The organism is Pseudotamlana agarivorans (assembly GCF_018860245.1).
GTDB classification, from domain to species: Bacteria; Bacteroidota; Bacteroidia; order Flavobacteriales; family Flavobacteriaceae; genus Pseudotamlana; species Pseudotamlana agarivorans_A.
The window spans coordinates 49282-67823 of the sequence record NZ_JAHKPD010000003.1 but is presented as its reverse complement, the minus strand read 5'-3'; the positions used below and the strand labels follow the sequence as shown (position 1 = coordinate 67823).

Here is an 18542-nt window from a genome sequence, read left to right as displayed (position 1 = left end):
TAGAAAAGTTCATACTTCTAGGCCTTTAGAGTGCCTGGAGATGGATATAAAGATGATTTGGATACCAAGTGTAGGTAAAAATGCTTATTTACTCTCGGTTATAGACGTTCACTCACGTAGAATATTAAAAGACTATTTTTCATTTAACATCAAACAAAATCACGTAATAGCACTATTATCTGAATTTTTTGAAGATTATGATTACCCTGAAAATGTGGTTATCAGAAGTGATAACGGAAGCCAATTTATAGCTAAAAAGGTACGTGAGTATTTAAATCTGATTGGAGTGCAACAAGAATTTACACACATTGCGACACCAGAAGAAAATGCACATATTGAAGCCTATCACGGTATTTTGAAAAAAGAGGTGTTTAAAAGGTTCGACTATCAATACTTTGGAGAAATAGAACAAATATTAAAACGTTACGTGAAATTTTATAACAATAGAAGACTTCACGGCTTGTTGGGACGCATAACACCAATGGAAAAATGGAATGCTGATAAGCATCTAATTGTGATGAAAAAATTAACAGCTTAATTAATAATCCAAATTTAAAAGATTACTCTTGTTTTACAGGGGCCAAAACAGTTAAGACATTAATTTAAGAATATTATAATTTCGTGCATATCAATATAATTTTCTCATTATTATTATTAGTGGTGAAAAATAGGAAAAAATTACCACCATCTTTTATTTTAAATTTTTTTCGGATATTTTGAACAGTTTCGGGGAAATTACGAGTTGTAACATTAGCTTTTGAAAGCCCCAACTTTTTTATTTCCTTTTTGTTATATAGTAACGTTTTTTCTATTCTAAAACGTCTTCCTGGGAACTCGATTATTGCGTCGCTGGTGTATAAATGTGAATGTTTATGAAGTTTGAAAATGTTTAATCGCTTTGATACACTTTCAAAAGCCCCTGCTTTTAAAAGAGCAGCATTGGGTTCGTATAAATAAGAGCGTGGCTCGCTATAAATAGGTTCCGCTAGTTTTTCATCACTTAAAAGAAAATTAAATATTTCGATGTCATTCTTTTTTAAGTTAACTGTTTTAATGGATGTTTCTTCAGTAAAATCACGGTTTAAAACCCATAATATTTCTTTTACTTCATTATTAAGAGCAATAATATGAATGGTTTTTACATGCTGTAACTCATTAATGCCAATGGTTAAATCAAGTAGTGGCGATGTTTTTATGAGAATGCTGTTCGAATGACTAAAAAGTAATTCGAGGTTTTTTGGTACGTTAGGTAAGCAGTCGCTTAAAAAGAATACTTTTCCCTTACTATCATGTCGACGTGATGGGTCGATGTAAATCCAATCAAATTTATTTTTTGATTCCTTTAAATACGCTAAGCCATCACCAATATATGTAGTAATATTTTCAATTTTTAATTGCTCGTAGTTATGGTTAACGATAGCAGAAAGTGACGGATTTATTTCACAATGAGTGACATTTTTAAACCGTTTTGAAAAATAATAACAATCTATTCCAAAGCCTCCGGTTAAATCAATAATAGAATTACCTGAAATAAGTTCCGATTTGAATTTAGCAGTAATTTCAGAGGATGTCTGTTCAATGTTAAGTTTATTCGGATAATAAATATTTTTCGTTTTAAACCATGTAGGTAGCTTCTTTAAACTGCGGTTTTTGGCTTCAATTTGTTCGATAATATCCTGCACATTGACTTCAGTAAAATCGACCCCTTTAAGTAAGAGCTTGGGAATGTCAGACTTTAAATTTGAATGAATAAATTCTTGAATATCAGTATTTAAAATATGCTTATTCAAGTCTAGCATTAAATATTTCGGGTAACTTTTTTAACGATTCGGTTCTCGGCAAGATATTCTTTTAAAATGACTTTGATAGTGGTGTAAGCAGGAATGGCAACTATTAAACCAACAACACCAAATAGGATGCCTGTTATCAAAATCACCAAGAAAATTTCAAGGGGGTGAGACTTTACACTTTTTGAAAAGATAATAGGCTGACTAACAAAATTATCTATAAGTTGTCCAATGATAAAAACAACAAACACCCAAAATGTTTTAGGTAAAATATAGTGTAGAAGCGAGTGCCCAATATTAGTTGTCATGGTAAGTATAAGCATTAAAACAACACTAATAGCTGGGCCTACATACGGAATGAGATTTAATAAAGCACATAAAAAGGCAATAACGAAGGCGTTATTAACCCCTACAACAAATAAGCCGATGGCATAAATAATAAAGAGTATTGTAATTTGACATATGAGACCTACAAAGTACCTGGATAATAGTTTTTTGATTTTTAAAAAGGAATTTTTAAATTGATTTTCGCTTTTTTCAGGAACAAATATAAGGAGTGTATTTTCTAATAATGTACCGTCTTTCAAGAAGAAAAAACAGATAAAAAGCACCGAAAATAAACCGATACTAAAACTTCCTAAGCCACTTAGAATAGAGTTTAATACATCAGGTATAAAGGAGAAATCTAACATTTCTAACACCCGAAACCCTTTAAGTTTTTTGGTGATATCGCTAGTTTCTATATTGAAATTTAGAGCGAATGAATTATAAACTTCTAATAAATTAGATTCAAGTTTTTCAATATCAAGAAGAGATAAATTATGTCCTTGTTCCATTATTAATGGGATAAACAACCCAGCTAAGCCCAATAGTACACCTAATAAAAGTACAATAGTAATCGCTACAGCTATGTTTTTCTTGAGGTTTAGAGTGTCTTCTAAAAAGTTAATAAATGGTCTACAAATTAAAGATGTTATTGCCGAAATGGCAACATAGGCAACTACCGAACGTATTTGGTAAAAGAAATATAATAATACAGCAATACCAATTAGCGTATAAACCGCTCTAAGTATACCTTTTGAAATGGTTATTGATTTCAAATTTTAGAAATTTATTTTCAAGTAAATCTACTTAATTAAATCTGTAATAAAAAATACGTTATTGGAATAGACTAAATAATTTGTTTTGTGACTTCATATAACATGATGTTAGTGGCTTGCACCACATTCATGCTACTGTTTTGTCCGAACATTTCAATATGGATTATAGCGTCCGACTGGTTTAAAATTTCATCGGATACGCCAAAATTTTCATCACCAATAACAAAGGCGATAGGTTGTGTTTTTGAAAATTTGAAATTGTGAATTGGAACACTTTTATTTGTGATTTCAATTGAAATAATCAGATACCCAGCATCTTTTAAAGTTGTAACAACTTCCGGCGCTGAATCTTTTATTTCAAATGGAACAAACTTTTCGGTTGCACGAGATGTTTTCGCCATTTTCCGTCCCAGAGTAATATTTTGTCCGCATAATATTATTTTCTCAACACCAAAAGCATCAGCAACACGAAACAAGCTGCCTATATTTGGAGCGTTGGTTACGTTATGACAAACTAATGTGATGGGGAAGGTTCGCTTTTCAAAATTTGAATTGTAGTGGTTGAGTTGCATCTAAATAGTAGGAAGTCTAAAATTATTAATTTTCAAAAGCATATTTAACAATATTAGCACCCATTTTTAGTGCTTTTTCACGAATATCTGCTGGGTCGTTATGAACTTCTTGATCTTCCCAGCCATCGCCTAAGTCACTTTCATATGTGAAAAGTAATACCAAACGATCGTCTTGAAAAATACCGAATGCTTGCGGTCGTTTACCATCATGTTCATGGATTTTGGGTAGTCCGTTTGGGAATTTATATTCTATGTTAAAAATGGTATGATTAGTAGGGATTTCAATCAAATCTTTATTAGGAAACACTTTTTTTAACTCCTTTGTGATGTAGGGTTGCATCCCGTAATTATCGTCGATATGTAGAAAACCTCCAGAAATTAAATAGTTACGGATGTTTTTAGCATCATTTTCATCAAAAAATACATTTCCATGCCCTGTCATGTGCAAAAAGGGATATTGGAAAATATCTAAACTTCCTGTTTCTACAGTTTGAGGTTTTGGGTTTATTTTAGTGTTTATATGGCTATTACAAAATTGAATTAAGTTTGGCAAAGCTGTTGGATTGCCATACCAATCGCCACCACCTTTATATTTTAAAATGGCCAAATCTTGAGCGAATACCTCGAAAGAAAGTAAACATAAGCAGTAAACAAAAAATAACCTCATGAATAATTATTCGTTTATGAAAGCTACAGAATGACAAGCTACGATCGCAGCAGTTTCTGTTCTTAGACGGGTTTCTCCCAAAGTTACAGGAATAAATTTATTTTGCAGAGCTAACTCAATTTCTTTAGTTGAAAAATCTCCTTCTGGCCCAATTAAAATGGTTACATCTGTTTTTGGTTTAAGGGATTGCTTCAATGATTTTTTATTGGTTTCTTCACAATGTGCAATAAATTGATCACCAAAAAAGTCCTGTTGAATAAAATCTTTAAAACTAATAGGCGGATTTAATAGTGGTATATAAGAACTTAATGATTGCTTCATAGCTGATTGCAAAATACGATCGAAACGATCGGTTTTTACTATTTTACGTTCGCTATGATCGCAAATAATAGGGGTGATGCTTTCTATACCAATTTCGGTAGCTTTTTCTAAAAACCATTCGTAACGATCGTTCATCTTTGTTGGAGCAACGGCAAGGTGTAATTTGAATTCACGCGACTTATGTTGCGTTTTAGAAATGATTTTAGCGGCACATTTATTAATATTTGGTACAATTATTTCTGCAGAAAACAACCAACCATTTCCGTTAGTTATGTGCAGTATGTCGCCAACTGTTTTACGTAATACTTTTACAATGTGCTTGCTCTCTGTTTTATCAAATAATAACTGAGTCGTCGTTTCGTTTATTTCTGGATTATAAAAAAGTTGCATTTTTATTTTCTTTCAGTAACTTTTAAAACTTGTAATTCTGAAATTTCTTTAGGGTCATGCGTTTTTAAAACGACGTAATATCTATTCGTTTCTGGCAAATCTATGAAGTAAACATCATTTAATTCATGACTGTTGTTTGTAAAGCTTGCTTCTAATGCCGGATCTAACTTACCTTTAGTAAACCAACCAGTATCACCACCCTTTTCAGCACGATCATCCATAGAATACTTTTTAACCAAAAATTCAAAAGGAGCACCATCCTTATAATTTGCCATAATTGTGGTTCTAATTGAATTTATTTCACTCAAATTTTGATTCGCTCCATTAAGGTAAATATATGACACACGATAATATGTGTTGTTTGTTTTACCCATGATTTTATAATAAATCTTTTCAAATTCACGATCAACAACTTCTGTGCTACCTACATTTTTTTTGAACAGTTTAGTCGCCAGTTCCGTTTTGTGTTTTTCTTCATTAAAAATAATTAATTTATTCTTCTTGGATTTTTTAGATTTTAAATATTCATCTGCTTGCTTAGGGTTTTCAATATCTTTAAGCTCCTTTTTTACTGAGGTCTGTGCACTTAAGGATGATATAGCAACAAAAAATAATATAGTAAGTAGTTTTTTTATCATACGTTTGGGGATTTGGGACTAATTTAAAATCTAGTCCTCATTAAGTTTTAAATTTTTAGTCTTGCTGAAGCTACAACATCTTGTTTTGCAAAATCACTTTCTAAATATTTTAAGTAACCCACAATGGCGATCATAGCAGCATTATCGGTTGTGAATTCAAATTTCGGAACGTAGGTTGTCCAACCAAATTTTTGTTCACCATCTTTTAAAGCTTGGCGTATGCCAGAATTTGCCGAAACTCCACCGCCAATCGCAATATGATTAATACCTGTCTCTTTCGAAGCTATTTTAAGTTTATCTATTAAAATGCCGATAATGGTATATTGAATAGAAGCGCAAATGTCATTTAAATGTTCCTCAACAAAATTTGGGTTTTCCTTAACTTCACGTTGAATGAAGTATAAAACAGCGGTTTTAAACCCTGAAAAACTAAAATTTAGCCCGTCAACCTTAGGCTTTGTGAATTTAAACGCTTTTGAGTTTCCTAATTTAGCACGTTTATCTATTTCAGGCCCAGCAGGATAGCCTAACCCTAAAATTTTACCACTTTTATCGAAGGCTTCACCCACAGCATCGTCAATAGTTTCGCCAATTACAGTCATGTCAAAGTGGCTATCAACTCTAACAATTTGTGTATGTCCTCCAGATATGGTCATCGCTAAAAATGGGAAAGGTGGTTTTTCAAAACCTTCTTCATCTATAAAATGTGCCAAAATATGACCTTGCATATGGTTCACATCTATAAGCGGAATATTTAACCCATAGGCCAAAGATTTTGCAAAAGATGTTCCTACAAGTAAACTCCCCATGAGTCCTGGACCCTTAGTAAAAGCTACAGCATGAAGTTGCTCCTTGGTAATATTTGCTTTTTTTAAAGCTTGATGTATTACAGGAACTATATTTTGTTGGTGGGCTCGAGAAGCCAATTCTGGTACCACACCTCCGAATTCTTCATGTATTTTCTGACTTGCAATGACGTTGCTTAATATTTTGCCGTTAACTAAAACCGAAGCTGCCGTATCATCGCAAGATGACTCAATTCCGAGTATATATATATTTTCTGAAGCCATTAATTTCTATTGGGCGCAATAATTGTTAATTTTACATCGAATAAACGTTTTATTCGCAGGCACAAAACTACTCATTTATTTTTTTAATAAAAACGTAAAGAAGTATATATCGATTTGCATAAAATTGATTTTTACATCTGTACCTTTAGTACCTATTTGCGTTTATCCTTAATAAAGTTGTAATTTTACCAGTTATCAAGAAGTTTCTTAAAATACTATCTAAAGTAGCAGGCATTTTTTTAATGCTATTCATCATTTTGGTGCTTATTTTATCCATTCCGTATGTGCAAACTGGGTTAGGTAAATATGCTACCCAGCGATTGAATGATGAATATAAAACGAATATTTTTATAGATCGTGTAAGCATGCAGCTTAATGGTGATATTGAACTCAAGAAAGTTTATATTCAAGATTATAAAAAGGACACCTTAATTAGTGTTACCGAATTAAATACCTCAATTTTAAGTGTTAGAAACTTATTAAACGGAAGTTTAGTTTTTGGAGATGTAGATATTGAAGATCTAGATTTTAATGTAAGGACTTACAAAGGGGAAAAAGAAACAAATTTAGACGTCTTCGTTAATAAATTTGAAAGTGATAATCCTAAACGAGTAAAAAGTGATTTTTTACTTTCTTCAAGTGATGTGTCCATTTATAACTCTGTTTTTAGTCTTACAGATGAGAATAGAGAAACGTCCAAAATGCTTTATTTTAGTGACTTAAATATAAATGCTACCAATTTATTAATTAATGGAAGTGATGTAAGTACAAGAGTAAATACGTTGTCTTTTAAAGATAGTAGAGGTGTTGTTGTTAAAAATATGATGACCAATTTTGCCTATACTTTAAGTGATATGACTTTTGCAAATCTTCAAATAAAAACAGAGCATTCAGTTCTTAATGGTGATCTTAAGTTTTTGTATAAACGTGAAGATTTACAATATTTTACAGATAAAGTAAACATTGAAGCTAGTTTTAAGGGGTCTAATGTGCTTTTGGATGAACTAAATATGTTTTATGATGAATTTGGACATAACATACAAGCTAAATTTGATGTAGATCTTTCTGGAACCTTGAATAATTTAAAAATGAATGGTTTAAGACTTTCTACAAGTGCTAGAACACATGTGGATGGTGATATTTTATTTCGAAATTTATTTAATACTAAGGATGATAAATTCTATATGAATGGGAAATTTAGAAGCCTATCATCAACGTATTCAGATTTAACCCATTTACTTCCAGGGATATTAGGGCGTTCAATCCCTTCTTCTTTTGATAGAGTAGGGAAATTTAAAATCATGGGGAATACAGAAATCACTACCCAAAAAGTTGTTGCTGATATTAAGATTTTTACAGATATCGGTTTTGTCGATTCTAACTTAGAGATTGATAAAATTAACGACATTGATAACGGCTCGTATAAAGGGAACATCATTGTGAATGAATTTGATTTTGGTTCATTTTTGAATGCACCCCAAATAGGTAAAGGTTCTTTAAATGTAGATGTTAACGGTAAAGGTTTTACTGCTGAAAAAATTGATACACAAATAAAGGGAGATATTTTTCAATTAGTATACAATAACTATAACTACGAAGGCATAAAAATCGCCGGAAATGTTATGAATAATATTTTCGATGGAAATTTAATGATTAACGATTCTAATCTGAAAATGAATTTCTTAGGACTAATAGATTTTTCAGAACAAGTAAAAAAATATGATTTCGAAGCGGTCGTAGATTACGCTAATTTAAAAACGCTAAACTTCATAAAAAATGATAGTATTTCCATATTGAAAAGTAAGGTAAATATGAACATGAATGCAGGTTCTCTGGACGATGCTTACGGTAAAATCATTTTCAAAAACACGGTATATAAAAATGAAAACGACACCTATGAATTTGATAGATTCGTAGTGAATTCTAGGTTTGAAGGTGATAAGCGTTTTTTGTATTTTAATTCTCCAGACATTATTCAAGGGGAATTGAATGGTCGTTTTGTATTAAAAGAGGTGCCAAAATTATTTAAAAATGCTATAGGGTACGATTATTCAAATTATTCGCGAGATGATGTTGTAGAGCATCAATACATTGATTTTAATTTCAAAATTTATAATAAAATCGTCGAAGTTCTTTATCCAGAGGTTAAATTGGCTAAAAACACTTTTATCCGTGGTCATGTAGAGAGTGATGAAAAGAAATTTAAACTCATGTTTAAATCTCCAAAAATAAAGTATGATGATTATTTTGTAAACAATGTTGAGTTGCAAGTTGATAATGGTAATCCGCTTTTTGATACGTATATTGAGGCGGACAGCCTAAATACGAAATTCTATAATTTATCGAAACTAAATTTGATAAACGTTACTTTAAATGATACACTTTTTATGCGTGCTGAAATTGTTGGAGGAAAACGTAACCATGATAATTTTAACTTAAATTTTTACCATACTATTAATGCTGAAAATGAATCTGTTGTAGGATTTAAAAAATCAGATTTCACAGTAAAAAATCACAAATGGTATATAAATGAAGTTGATGATAACTTTCATAAAATTACTTTCGATAAGAAACTAGCTCATTTGCATCTTGAAAAGTTTAAAGTAAACCACGAAGATGAAGTTATTAATTTATCTGGTTTTATAAAGGACTCTACACAAAAGGACATTAAACTTGATTTTGTAAATATAGATTTAGATAAGGTTTTGCCCGAGTTGGATAGCTTAAAATTTGGGGGGAGAGTTAATGGAGAACTTGAGGTCTTACAGGAAAATGGTAATTATATACCAGCGTCAGAAATCGTTGTAAACGACTTAAAGATAAATGAGTTTCAACTTGGTTCATTTGACGCCAGTATTATAGGAAATGAGTCACTTACTAATTACATTGTAGATGCTTCTATTAAAAACGATTTAGCAAAATCTTTTCATGCTCAAGGAGAAATAAGTGTGAATAAAAACCAACCAACCATTGATGTTAATTTAGACTTCGATGATTTTCAATTAGATCCTTTGAACGCTTTATTACAAGGTGTTTTATCAAATATTCGTGGCGAAGCCACAGGACGAGTTCATGTGGTTGGTAGTTTAAAAGAGCCGCAGATTAATGGCGAATTATTTTTAAATAAAGCAGGTTTAGCTGTGCCTTATTTAAATGTGGATTACGCTTTCGCGGAAAATTCTTCGGTAGGACTAAATAATCAAACTTTTCAATTCAATAATATAAAAATTACCGATTCAAAATACCAGTCTAAAGGGGTATTTGGAGGAACTATTAGTCATGAAAACTTTTCTAAATGGAATTTAGGCTTAGACATAACAACGGATAATCTAGTTGTTTTAGATACAAAAGAAGAAGAGGAGTCTCTATATTACGGAACAGGGTTTCTAGGCGGTCAAGCAAGTATCTATGGGCCAACAGAGCAATTGGTTATAAATGTGAAAGGAGAAACAAAAAAAGGCACTGTATTTAATATTCCTTTGAATGACTCAGAATCCTTTGGAGACAATTCATATATGCACTTCATGACCAAAGAAGAAAAGATGGCAAAAGAACAAGGTATTGAGATTGTATTTAAAGAAATTAAAGGTTTAGAGCTTGATTTCGATTTAGATGTGACCGAAGATGCAGAAGTGCAGCTTATTATCGATAAAAGCACAGGCCACTCTTTAAAAGGTAGAGGGCGAGGAGGTTTACTTGTTGAAATTAACACCAATGGTAAATTTGATATGTGGGGGGATTTTTCTGTGTTTGAAGGCGTTTACAATTTTGCGTATGGTGGTTTAGTTCAAAAAGAATTTATAGTGCAACCTGGTGGAACCATAGCTTGGGAAGGAGATCCTTTAAAAGCCCAAATTGATATGTTGGCAACATATAGAACTAGAGCTAACCCATCTCCTTTATTAGATACACCAATTAATAGGAGTATTCCTGTTGAACTAAACATAGCTTTAGTTGGTGATTTAGAGCAGCCAGAACCAGAATTTAGTTTTGAGTTTCCTAATGTAAATTCAACTGTAAAATCCGAGTTGAATTATAGATTGCAATCTAAGGAAGATAAACAAAACCAAGCCTTATATTTATTGTCTACCGCATCGTTTTCTTCTGGTTTAAGTGATCTTAATTTTTCAGGAACAATTGCTGAAAGGTTAAATGGTATTATTAATGGATTATTTACTGGTGGTGATAGTAAGTTAAATATTGGATTAAATTACGAATCTGGACAAAACAGACCTGATTATCAAACCGATGATCGCTTTGGGGTAACTTTACAAACTCAAATTAGCGACCGCGTTATAATTAATGGAAAGGTAGGGGTTCCTGTAGGAGGAAGTGGTGCGACACAATCTGTTGTTGCAGGTGATGTTGAAATTGCTTTTCTTCTAAATAAAGATGGGAATTTAACGGCAAATGTGTTCAATCGAGAAAATAGCATTAGAAATTTTGGAGAAAAAATTGGATATACTCAAGGTATAGGCGTGGCATATAGCGTAGATTTTGATACCTTTAGAGAATTGATTCAGGAAATTTTACGAAAATCTGACGCTATAGAGATTGAAGATGAAGATGAAAATGCGATAGATAAAAAAGAAAATGCCTTGCCTAATTACATTTCTATTAAAGGGAATTCCAATAATTAAGGGGAGTAATAAAAGTCATTTTTGAGATTCTAATATTTTTGTGGTTAACTAAAACGTTGTAGTTTTAATTGTATGCTAAAATGTGATTTATGTTATAGAAATATGGTTTTTGTTTCTTAATTTTACAAGAACAAATAAGAAAATGAATGCCAAATACAATTAAAAAAGTAGCCGTTTTAACCTCGGGAGGAGATTCCCCAGGTATGAACGCAGCTGTACGTTCTGTAGTTAGAACTTGTGCTTATCACCAAATAGAATGTCTTGGTGTTTACCGTGGCTATGAAGGTCTTATTGAAGGTGACTTTTTAGAGCTAGATGCTAGAAGTGTAAAAGGGATTATTAATAAGGGAGGAACCATGTTAAAATCTGCACGATCTAAAAATTTTAGAACTAAGGAAGGGCGTAAGCAAGCTTATAAAAGCTTAAAAGATAAAAATGTAGACGGCCTTGTGGTTATTGGAGGAGATGGATCTTTCACAGGAGCACTTATTTTTAATCAAGAATTTAATTTCCCTGTTATGGGAATTCCAGGAACGATCGATAATGATATTTTTGGAACAACACATACTTTAGGTTTTGATACCGCTTTAAATACGGTGGTTGATGCTATAGATAAAATTAGAGATACAGCAAGTTCACATAACAGACTGTTTTTTGTTGAAGTTATGGGGCGTGATGTTGGGCATATTGCATTAAATTGTGGTATTGCTGGTGGTGCTGAGGAGATTTTAATACCTGAAGAAGATTTAGGATTAGAACGTTTGGTCGAATCTTTAAATAAAAGTAGAAAGTCTGGAAAATCTTCTAGTATTGTTATCGTTGCGGAAGGTGATAAAATAGGTAAAAATATTTTTGAACTAAAAGACTACGTTGATGAGAATATGGAAGGTTATGATGTAAGAGTTTCTGTTCTTGGCCATATGCAACGTGGAGGTGCACCATCTTGTTTCGATCGTGTATTAGCGAGTCGAATGGGAGTAAAAGCTGTTGAAGCTATGCTAGATGGAGAGAGTAATTTTATGGTAGGACTTAAAAATGGTAAAATGGAATTAACACCATTAGATAGTGCTATAAAAGGTAAAACAAAAATAAATTTAGAATTATTGCGTGTCTCAGATATCATGAGCACTTAACATTTATATATACGATTATGTCAAAATTAAAAATTGGAATTAACGGATTTGGTAGAATAGGTAGAATTGCTTTTAGAGTTGCAGTTACTAGACCTGATATTCAAATAGTAGGTATTAATGATTTGTTAGATGTTGATCATTTAGCTTATTTATTAAAATATGATTCTGTACACGGGCAATTTGATGGAACTATTGAAACTAAAAACGGAAATTTAGTAGTAAACGGAAATGAAATTAGAATTACTGCTGAACGTAACCCAGAAGATTTAAAATGGGATGCTGTTGAAGCAGAAGTTGTTTTAGACTGTACTGGTATTTTTACAACTTTAGAAGGTGCACAAAAGCACATTACTGCTGGAGCTAAAAAAGTAGCTATTTCAGCACCATCTGCAGATGCACCAATGTTTGTAATGGGAGTAAACCACAAGCAAATTACTGCTGCTGATACCATTGTATCTAACGCATCATGTACAACTAACTGTTTAGCGCCTTTAGCTAAAGTAATTAACGATAAATTTGGAATTGTAGAAGGTTTAATGACTACCGTTCACGCTGCAACAGCAACACAATTTACTGTTGATGGACCATCTAAGAAAGATTTCAGATTAGGTCGTGCTTCATTAAATAATATCGTACCTGCTTCAACTGGGGCTGCTAAAGCTGTAGGTAAAGTAATTCCTGAATTAAACGGAAAATTAACTGGTATGGCTTTTAGAGTACCAACTGTAGATGTATCTGTAGTAGATTTAACTTGTCGTATCGAGAAGAAAGCTTCTTGGGATGAGATTAAAGCTGCTTTAAAAGAAGCTTCAGAAAATGAATTAGAAGGAGTTTTAGGATATACTGAAGAAGGTGTAGTTTCTCAAGATTTCGTGTCTGAGCCAAAAACAAGTACATTCGATGCTAACGCAAGTATGGCATTAAATGATGGTTTCATTAAATTAGTATCTTGGTATGATAATGAGTTCGGTTATTCAACTAAATTAGTTGATTTAGCACAACACATTGCATCCGTAAAATAATTTATATTTTTTAATAATAACTCCACAGAGTTATTGTGTATCTAGCACAGTATTTTGTGGAGTTTTTTTATACCTAAACTTATGATTTTAATTGTTGATAGTGGCTCTACAAAATCTGATTGGATAGCAGTAGATAGTAATGGAAACCAATTGTTAGAAAAAATTCGTACGAAGGGGCTTAATCCTGCTATTTTACCAGAAAAGAAACTTTTTAAGATAATTAAAGGAGCCAAGGAGTTAAAAAAACATAAGGGAGAAGTCACTCATGTATTTTTCTATGGTGCAGGTTGTGGTACAGAAAACCCTAGAAACTTACTAAAAGGTGTATTGCAAGACATATTTGTTAATGCTCAAATTGAAGTAAATGAAGATACTTTAGCAGCGGTTTATGCGACCATAAATACACCAACTGAAGCTGCTGTAGTTTGTATTATGGGAACAGGGTCTAATTGTAGTTATTATGATGGGCAACACCTTCATCAACGTGTAAACTCATTAGGTTATATCTTAATGGATGACGCTTCTGGAAATTATTACGGTAAACAATTAATTAGAGACTATTATTTTAATCATATGCCTGTTACTGTTAAACATGCGTTTGATACGAAGTTTAATTTGGAATCAGATTATATTAAATACAATATTTATAAACAACCAAATGCTAATGCTTACTTGGCAAACTTCGCAGAGTTTATGTTTTTAAATAAAGATTCAGAATACATCGTTAACTTGATTAAAGACGGTATTCGATTATTTGCGAAAAACATGATTTTTCAATTTAAAGAAGAGCTTAAAACCGTACCTGTTCACTTTGCGGGATCAATAGCCTTTTTTGCTCAAGATGAAATTAAAGCAGTAGCAGAAGAAATGGGCTTTAAAGTTGGAAACTTTGAACGTAGACCCATAGAAGGTTTAGTTCCTTTTCATACCAAAGATTTATAAGACTGTATCTTAAAAAAATCTTTCAATATGCTGGCACCTCATATCGCGCTTTATGTTTCAAATAAAGAAGATAAAGGTCAAGTTATTGAAAGTATTCAAAATGGTGACCTAGATATTAATTTTAGCAAACTCAACGGTGCTTTATTCTCCGAAATTACTTTAAATAAATTCATTCAAGAAGAAGTTCGTCACGAACAGTTTGACGTTGAAACCATTCATAAAAATAGTTTAAAATAAGCTTCTGAAGGGGAGCGAAAAAAAGCGCTTCTTAAACATATTATTAGTCTAAATCCTGAATATATTATTGTAGATAATGTGTTTGATAGTTTAGATGTTGAATCTCAATCAGCTATTTCTCAAACACTGTTTCAACTTAGTAAGACAGTGGCCATTGTTCAAATTTTATCGCGTAAGCGTGATTTACTAGCTTTTATAGAAAATATTTTTCAGTTAAAAAATAAAATTTTCGAAAGGGTTAAATACATTGAAACTACTTCAGCACATACCAATTTAATAAAAGATTTACCAAAACCTGAAAAATTAGTTGCGGCAGATTTCAATTCTTTAGTCAAATTTAATATGGTTACTATTAAATATGGCGCACGTGTTATTGTAAAAGACATTTGTTGGGAAATTAAACCAGGAGAGTTCTGGCAGTTAATAGGTCCTAATGGATCAGGTAAAAGTACACTTATCACCTTAATAACAGGAGACAACCCCAAAGCCTATGGACAAGATATTGTTCTTTTCGGAATGCAGAAGGGAAGTGGTGAACGTGTTTGGGATATTAAAAATAATATTGGTCATTTTTCAGCCGAAATCTTGCGCGGATTTCGACGTTTAGATTCTATAGAAAAAATGATACTTTCAGGGTTTTATGATTCTATTGGTTTGTATACATTTCCAACGGAAAGACAAAAATTTATAGCTCATGATTGGTTGAAGTTAATTGGCTTATTTGAAGTTAAACACAAAGATTTTCTTTCTTTATCGGTTGGGCAACAGCGCTTGGTGTTAATAGCACGGGCTATGGTAAAACACCCGCCTTTGCTTATCTTAGATGAACCGACGAATGGATTGGATGATGCCGATGCGCAGATATTTTCAGAATTTGTTAATAAAATTGCTTCAGAAAGTAACACAGCTATTCTTTATGTTTCACATCGAAAAGAGGAAACACTTTTAAATCCAGATTATATTTTTCAGTTAAAACCAAGTATATTAGGGTCTACTGGCAATGTGTTTTAAATTAACTATTATAAACCCTGTTTTCCTGTTCATTCACTCTAATAAAAGTAGTACGTTTAGTCAGTTCTTTTAGTCGTGAAGCGCCAACATAAGTACAGGTACTTCTCAGGCCTCCTAAAATATCTTGAATGCTGTTTTCAACCGGCCCTTTGTAAGGTACTTCCACCGTTTTACCTTCACTTGCACGATATTCAGCAACACCACCAACGTGTTTTTCCATAGCAGTGGCAGAGCTCATGCCATAAAACTTTTTAAAAACTTCTCCGTTTTTTTCAATAATCTCACCGCCACTTTCATCATGACCAGCTAACATTCCGCCTAACATTACAAAATCTGCTCCAGCACCAAAAGCTTTTGCAATATCTCCAGGTGTGGTACACCCACCATCACTAATAATCTGCCCCCCTAATCCGTGTGCAGCATCTGCACATTCAATAATTGCTGAAAGTTGTGGGTAACCAACTCCCGTTTTTACACGAGTTGTACACACAGAACCAGGTCCGATACCTACTTTTACAATATCTGCTCCTGAGATTAATAACTCTTCTACCATCTCACCTGTAACCACATTTCCTGCTATAATAATCATATTTGGAAACTGTGTTCTAGTCTTGCGAACGAATGCTGTAAAATGTTCCGAATAGCCATTGGCTACATCAATGCAAATAAATTTTAATTCAGGAAAAACTTTAAATACTTCAGATAATTTTATAGTATCTTTTTCACTTGTACCAGTGCTTACGGCAATATAGTTTTCGATACCGGTTGGAGCATTAGAGATAAAGGCTTTCCAATCGTCTATAGAGTAATGTTTGTGAATAGCAGTAAATAGATGCTTTTTAGATAAAGCTAAGGCCATTTCAAAAGTACCTACGGTATCCATATTAGCAGACATTATTGGAACTCCAGACCATGTAAAAGGACTATGAAGAAATTTGAATTCTCGCTCCAGGCTTACTTCAGAGCGACTTTTTAAAGTAGACCTTTTAGGTCTTATCATAACATCCTTAAATCCTAATTTAATATCGTATTCAATTCTCATTTGTTCTATTGTATGAAGTTATTAACCTAAAATAAATTTAACAAATTTTAGCATATAGCGTCAATTTAATAGGCTTAAATCGTTTTGTTTATTTATAAATTATAGATATGTTTGTTAAAAGCCATGCTGTATGAAGGGTTCCCCAAAATTCTTGAAATCTATTAAAAGTAGATATAAACTATCTTTTCTGATTTCTTTAAGTATTATATCTATTCTCGTTATTGGCTTTCTCTTTCTCGAAAAAAAAATATACATAGAAAGTGCTGCAGGAGTATTGTTCTTAATTGCTGTTTTTCAGGTGTTCGGACTTCAATATTTTTTTAAAAATCAATTAAAAAATGATGTGATAAAGTCTAATTTAGAATTTCGTGTTGATGAATTAAAACGAAATTTGGATGTTGCTGAAACAGTAGCCGATCAAAAATCTATTTATTTGGCCAATATGAGTTATGAAATCCGTACGCCATTAAATACGGTTCTTGGTATGTTAAACATGTTGAAGCAGTCAAATTTAGAGGCTGACCGATTGGCTGAAGTTGAAATTGCTGAATATTCGTCGCTTCATATTTCTCAACTGGTAAATATGATTGCTGATAATGCTGTTGTTGAACGCGGAAAATTTAAGCTAGATCTTAAAGCAATCGATTTAAAAGCCGATTTGCTGAAACTATTAAAAGTTTTCGAATTTCAAGCGTTAGAGAAAGGTTTGGATTTTGATTATAAATTTTTGTCGGAAAATAATGATAAATTTTTAATGCTAGCTGATTCCGCTAAAATTCAACAAGTATTAATTAACTTAATTAATAATGCCATTAAATTCACTAATTCAGGGAAAATTAATGTTACAATAGACCAAACTATAGGTACTGATGACAGTCTTTTTCTAACTTTTTATATAAAAGACACTGGCGTTGGAATGAGCACCGAGGAAGTTAAATTTTTATTCAATAATAAGAACGACCTTTCTAAATCTAATTTATTGCGAGATTATCGAGGTGGAGGCATCGGACTTTCAGTTTCACATCAACTCGTTGAACTTATGGGGGGTGAATTAAAAATAGAAAGTAAGGAGAATGAAGGTTCTACTTTTTATTTTAGTTTACAGTTAAAGAAAACGCTAAATATTAAAAGCGATTTGGTTGAAACAAAACCTATTATATTAAACAGGTTAAATGTATTGGTTGCTGAAGATAATAGAACAAATCAAAAGGTAATAAAAGCGCTTTTGGAGCGCCATGGTGCCGATTGTACTTTCGTTAAAAATGGATTGGAAGCTGTAGAATTGTATAAAATTTTAGATTTTGATATAATTTTTATGGACATTTACATGCCAGATATGGATGGTTATGAAGCGACTCGACTTATAAAAACTACCGATAAATATGCTGAAAGAAACACGCCAATTATTGCGGTTTCGGCTAGCGCTTTTGAGGAAGATATTATAAAAGCAAAAGAAGCAGGCATTGATGATTTCTTAGCAAAACCAATCGAAGTTGATAAACTTAAAGAGTTATTGGTAAGTTATTCTAGTATTAAATAATTAAAAGAGTAACTACTTTGCTGTTATGACTTGATAGCAATAACACTAATTTCCACATTTACATTTTTTGGTAAACGAGCCACTTGAACAGTTTCACGTGCTGGTGCAGTCTCATCATCAAAAAAACTGCCATAAACTTCGTTTATTTTTTGAAAGTCGTCCATGTTACTTATAAAAATAGAAGATTTAATAACGTTCGAAAAATTCATATCAGCAGCTTCCAAAATAGCACCAACATTTTTCATGACTTGCCTTGTTTCAGATGTTATATCTTCCAAAATAAGTGCTCCAGAAGTTGGGTGAATCGCAATTTGACCGGATGTATATAAAGTGTTTCCAGTTAATATGGCTTGATTATATGGCCCAATAGGGGCAGGGGCGTTTGGAGTAGTAATAATTGTTTTCATATGGAAGTGATTAACAGTTATAA

17 protein-coding genes are annotated in these 18542 nt (G+C 32.3%); 8 read left to right on the top strand and 9 right to left on the bottom strand.

Features of this window, described 5'->3' with window-relative positions:
* Positions 1–538, top strand: a 538-nt coding sequence (locus KO493_RS00735) for a DDE-type integrase/transposase/recombinase (RefSeq protein ID WP_216066043.1), incomplete at its 5' end; no start/stop codon positions are given.
* Positions 539–611: 73 nt separating this feature from the next.
* Here the strand turns inward: KO493_RS00735 and KO493_RS00730 are convergent.
* The 7 genes from KO493_RS00730 to tsaD all read right to left on the bottom strand — a co-directional run bounded on the left by KO493_RS00730 (position 612) and on the right by tsaD (position 6545).
* Positions 612–1790, bottom strand: a complete 1179-nt coding sequence (locus tag KO493_RS00730; RefSeq protein WP_216066042.1) for a class I SAM-dependent methyltransferase — start codon at positions 1788–1790, stop codon at positions 612–614.
* A gap of 8 nt (positions 1791–1798) precedes the next feature.
* Entirely contained in the window at positions 1799–2887 is a 1089-nt protein-coding gene (locus KO493_RS00725; protein WP_216066041.1) for an AI-2E family transporter, read from the bottom strand.
* Positions 2888–2958: 71 nt separating this feature from the next.
* Positions 2959–3459, bottom strand: a complete 501-nt coding sequence (locus KO493_RS00720; protein WP_216066040.1) for a TrmH family RNA methyltransferase — start codon at positions 3457–3459, stop codon at positions 2959–2961.
* A 25-nt stretch (positions 3460–3484) separates the two neighbouring features.
* Entirely contained in the window at positions 3485–4126 is a 642-nt protein-coding gene (locus tag KO493_RS00715; protein WP_216066039.1) for a DUF4159 domain-containing protein, read from the bottom strand.
* Between the two features lie 6 nt (positions 4127–4132).
* Positions 4133–4837, bottom strand: a complete 705-nt coding sequence (locus KO493_RS00710) for a 16S rRNA (uracil(1498)-N(3))-methyltransferase (protein ID WP_216066038.1) — start codon at positions 4835–4837, stop codon at positions 4133–4135.
* Between the two features lie 2 nt (positions 4838–4839).
* Positions 4840–5475 carry a peptidylprolyl isomerase gene (locus tag KO493_RS00705; RefSeq protein WP_216066037.1) on the bottom strand — a complete coding sequence of 212 codons (636 nt, stop codon included), beginning with the start codon at positions 5473–5475 and terminating at the stop codon, positions 4840–4842.
* A 47-nt stretch (positions 5476–5522) separates the two neighbouring features.
* Positions 5523–6545 (bottom strand): tRNA (adenosine(37)-N6)-threonylcarbamoyltransferase complex transferase subunit TsaD, encoded by a 1023-nt coding sequence (gene tsaD / locus KO493_RS00700; RefSeq protein WP_216066036.1) that lies wholly within the window; start codon positions 6543–6545, stop codon positions 5523–5525.
* A 242-nt stretch (positions 6546–6787) separates the two neighbouring features.
* On the opposite strand from tsaD, the gene KO493_RS00695 reads away from it, so the two are divergent.
* The 6 genes from KO493_RS00695 to KO493_RS00670 all read left to right on the top strand — a co-directional run bounded on the left by KO493_RS00695 (position 6788) and on the right by KO493_RS00670 (position 15530).
* A complete protein-coding gene (locus KO493_RS00695; RefSeq protein WP_216066035.1) occupies positions 6788–11185 on the top strand; it encodes a translocation/assembly module TamB domain-containing protein in 4398 nt (1465 codons plus the stop codon).
* A gap of 146 nt (positions 11186–11331) precedes the next feature.
* On the top strand, positions 11332–12318 hold the full coding sequence (gene pfkA, locus KO493_RS00690; RefSeq protein ID WP_216066034.1) for a 6-phosphofructokinase: 987 nt from the start codon (positions 11332–11334) through the stop codon (positions 12316–12318).
* Between the two features lie 17 nt (positions 12319–12335).
* Positions 12336–13340: a type I glyceraldehyde-3-phosphate dehydrogenase gene (gene gap, locus KO493_RS00685; protein ID WP_216066033.1), complete on the top strand. Its 1005-nt coding sequence runs from the start codon at positions 12336–12338 to the stop codon at positions 13338–13340.
* Between the two features lie 81 nt (positions 13341–13421).
* Positions 13422–14282 (top strand): N-acetylglucosamine kinase, encoded by an 861-nt coding sequence (locus KO493_RS00680; protein ID WP_216066032.1) that lies wholly within the window; start codon positions 13422–13424, stop codon positions 14280–14282.
* Positions 14283–14309: 27 nt separating this feature from the next.
* Complete coding sequence (locus KO493_RS00675) at positions 14310–14519, top strand: hypothetical protein (RefSeq protein ID WP_216066031.1); 210 nt, start codon at positions 14310–14312, stop codon at positions 14517–14519.
* A gap of 78 nt (positions 14520–14597) precedes the next feature.
* Complete coding sequence (locus KO493_RS00670) at positions 14598–15530, top strand: ABC transporter ATP-binding protein (protein WP_216066030.1); 933 nt, start codon at positions 14598–14600, stop codon at positions 15528–15530.
* Position 15531: 1 nt separating this feature from the next.
* Here KO493_RS00670 and KO493_RS00665 read toward each other — a convergent pair whose 3' ends face one another.
* Positions 15532–16572, bottom strand: coding sequence for a GMP reductase (locus KO493_RS00665; RefSeq protein WP_216066029.1), 1041 nt, complete (start codon positions 16570–16572; stop codon positions 15532–15534).
* Between the two features lie 151 nt (positions 16573–16723).
* Here KO493_RS00665 and KO493_RS00660 point away from each other — a divergent pair, with 151 nt between their 5' ends.
* Positions 16724–18112, top strand: a complete 1389-nt coding sequence (locus KO493_RS00660; RefSeq protein ID WP_216066028.1) for a response regulator — start codon at positions 16724–16726, stop codon at positions 18110–18112.
* A 23-nt stretch (positions 18113–18135) separates the two neighbouring features.
* On the opposite strand, the gene KO493_RS00655 is transcribed toward KO493_RS00660, so the two are convergent.
* Complete coding sequence (locus tag KO493_RS00655) at positions 18136–18519, bottom strand: Rid family detoxifying hydrolase (RefSeq protein ID WP_216066027.1); 384 nt, start codon at positions 18517–18519, stop codon at positions 18136–18138.
* Positions 18520–18542 lie beyond the last annotated feature (23 nt).

Bases quoted from the DNA above. Each gene is read 5' to 3' on its own strand.
- KO493_RS00720 (WP_216066040.1), bottom strand. From the start codon at position 3,459: ATGCAACTCAACCACTACAATTCAAATTTTGAAAAGCGAACCTTCCCC.
- KO493_RS00715 (WP_216066039.1), bottom strand. From the start codon at position 4,126: ATGAGGTTATTTTTTGTTTACTGCTTATGTTTACTTTCTTTCGAGGTA.
- KO493_RS00710 (WP_216066038.1), bottom strand. From the start codon at position 4,837: ATGCAACTTTTTTATAATCCAGAAATAAACGAAACGACGACTCAGTTA.
- KO493_RS00705 (WP_216066037.1), bottom strand. From the start codon at position 5,475: ATGATAAAAAAACTACTTACTATATTATTTTTTGTTGCTATATCATCC.
- tsaD (WP_216066036.1), bottom strand. From the start codon at position 6,545: ATGGCTTCAGAAAATATATATATACTCGGAATTGAGTCATCTTGCGAT.
- KO493_RS00695 (WP_216066035.1), top strand. From the start codon at position 6,788: ATGCTATTCATCATTTTGGTGCTTATTTTATCCATTCCGTATGTGCAA.
- pfkA (WP_216066034.1), top strand. From the start codon at position 11,332: ATGCCAAATACAATTAAAAAAGTAGCCGTTTTAACCTCGGGAGGAGAT.
- gap (WP_216066033.1), top strand. From the start codon at position 12,336: ATGTCAAAATTAAAAATTGGAATTAACGGATTTGGTAGAATAGGTAGA.
- KO493_RS00680 (WP_216066032.1), top strand. From the start codon at position 13,422: ATGATTTTAATTGTTGATAGTGGCTCTACAAAATCTGATTGGATAGCA.
- KO493_RS00675 (WP_216066031.1), top strand. From the start codon at position 14,310: ATGCTGGCACCTCATATCGCGCTTTATGTTTCAAATAAAGAAGATAAA.
- KO493_RS00665 (WP_216066029.1), bottom strand. From the start codon at position 16,572: ATGAGAATTGAATACGATATTAAATTAGGATTTAAGGATGTTATGATA.
- KO493_RS00655 (WP_216066027.1), bottom strand. From the start codon at position 18,519: ATGAAAACAATTATTACTACTCCAAACGCCCCTGCCCCTATTGGGCCA.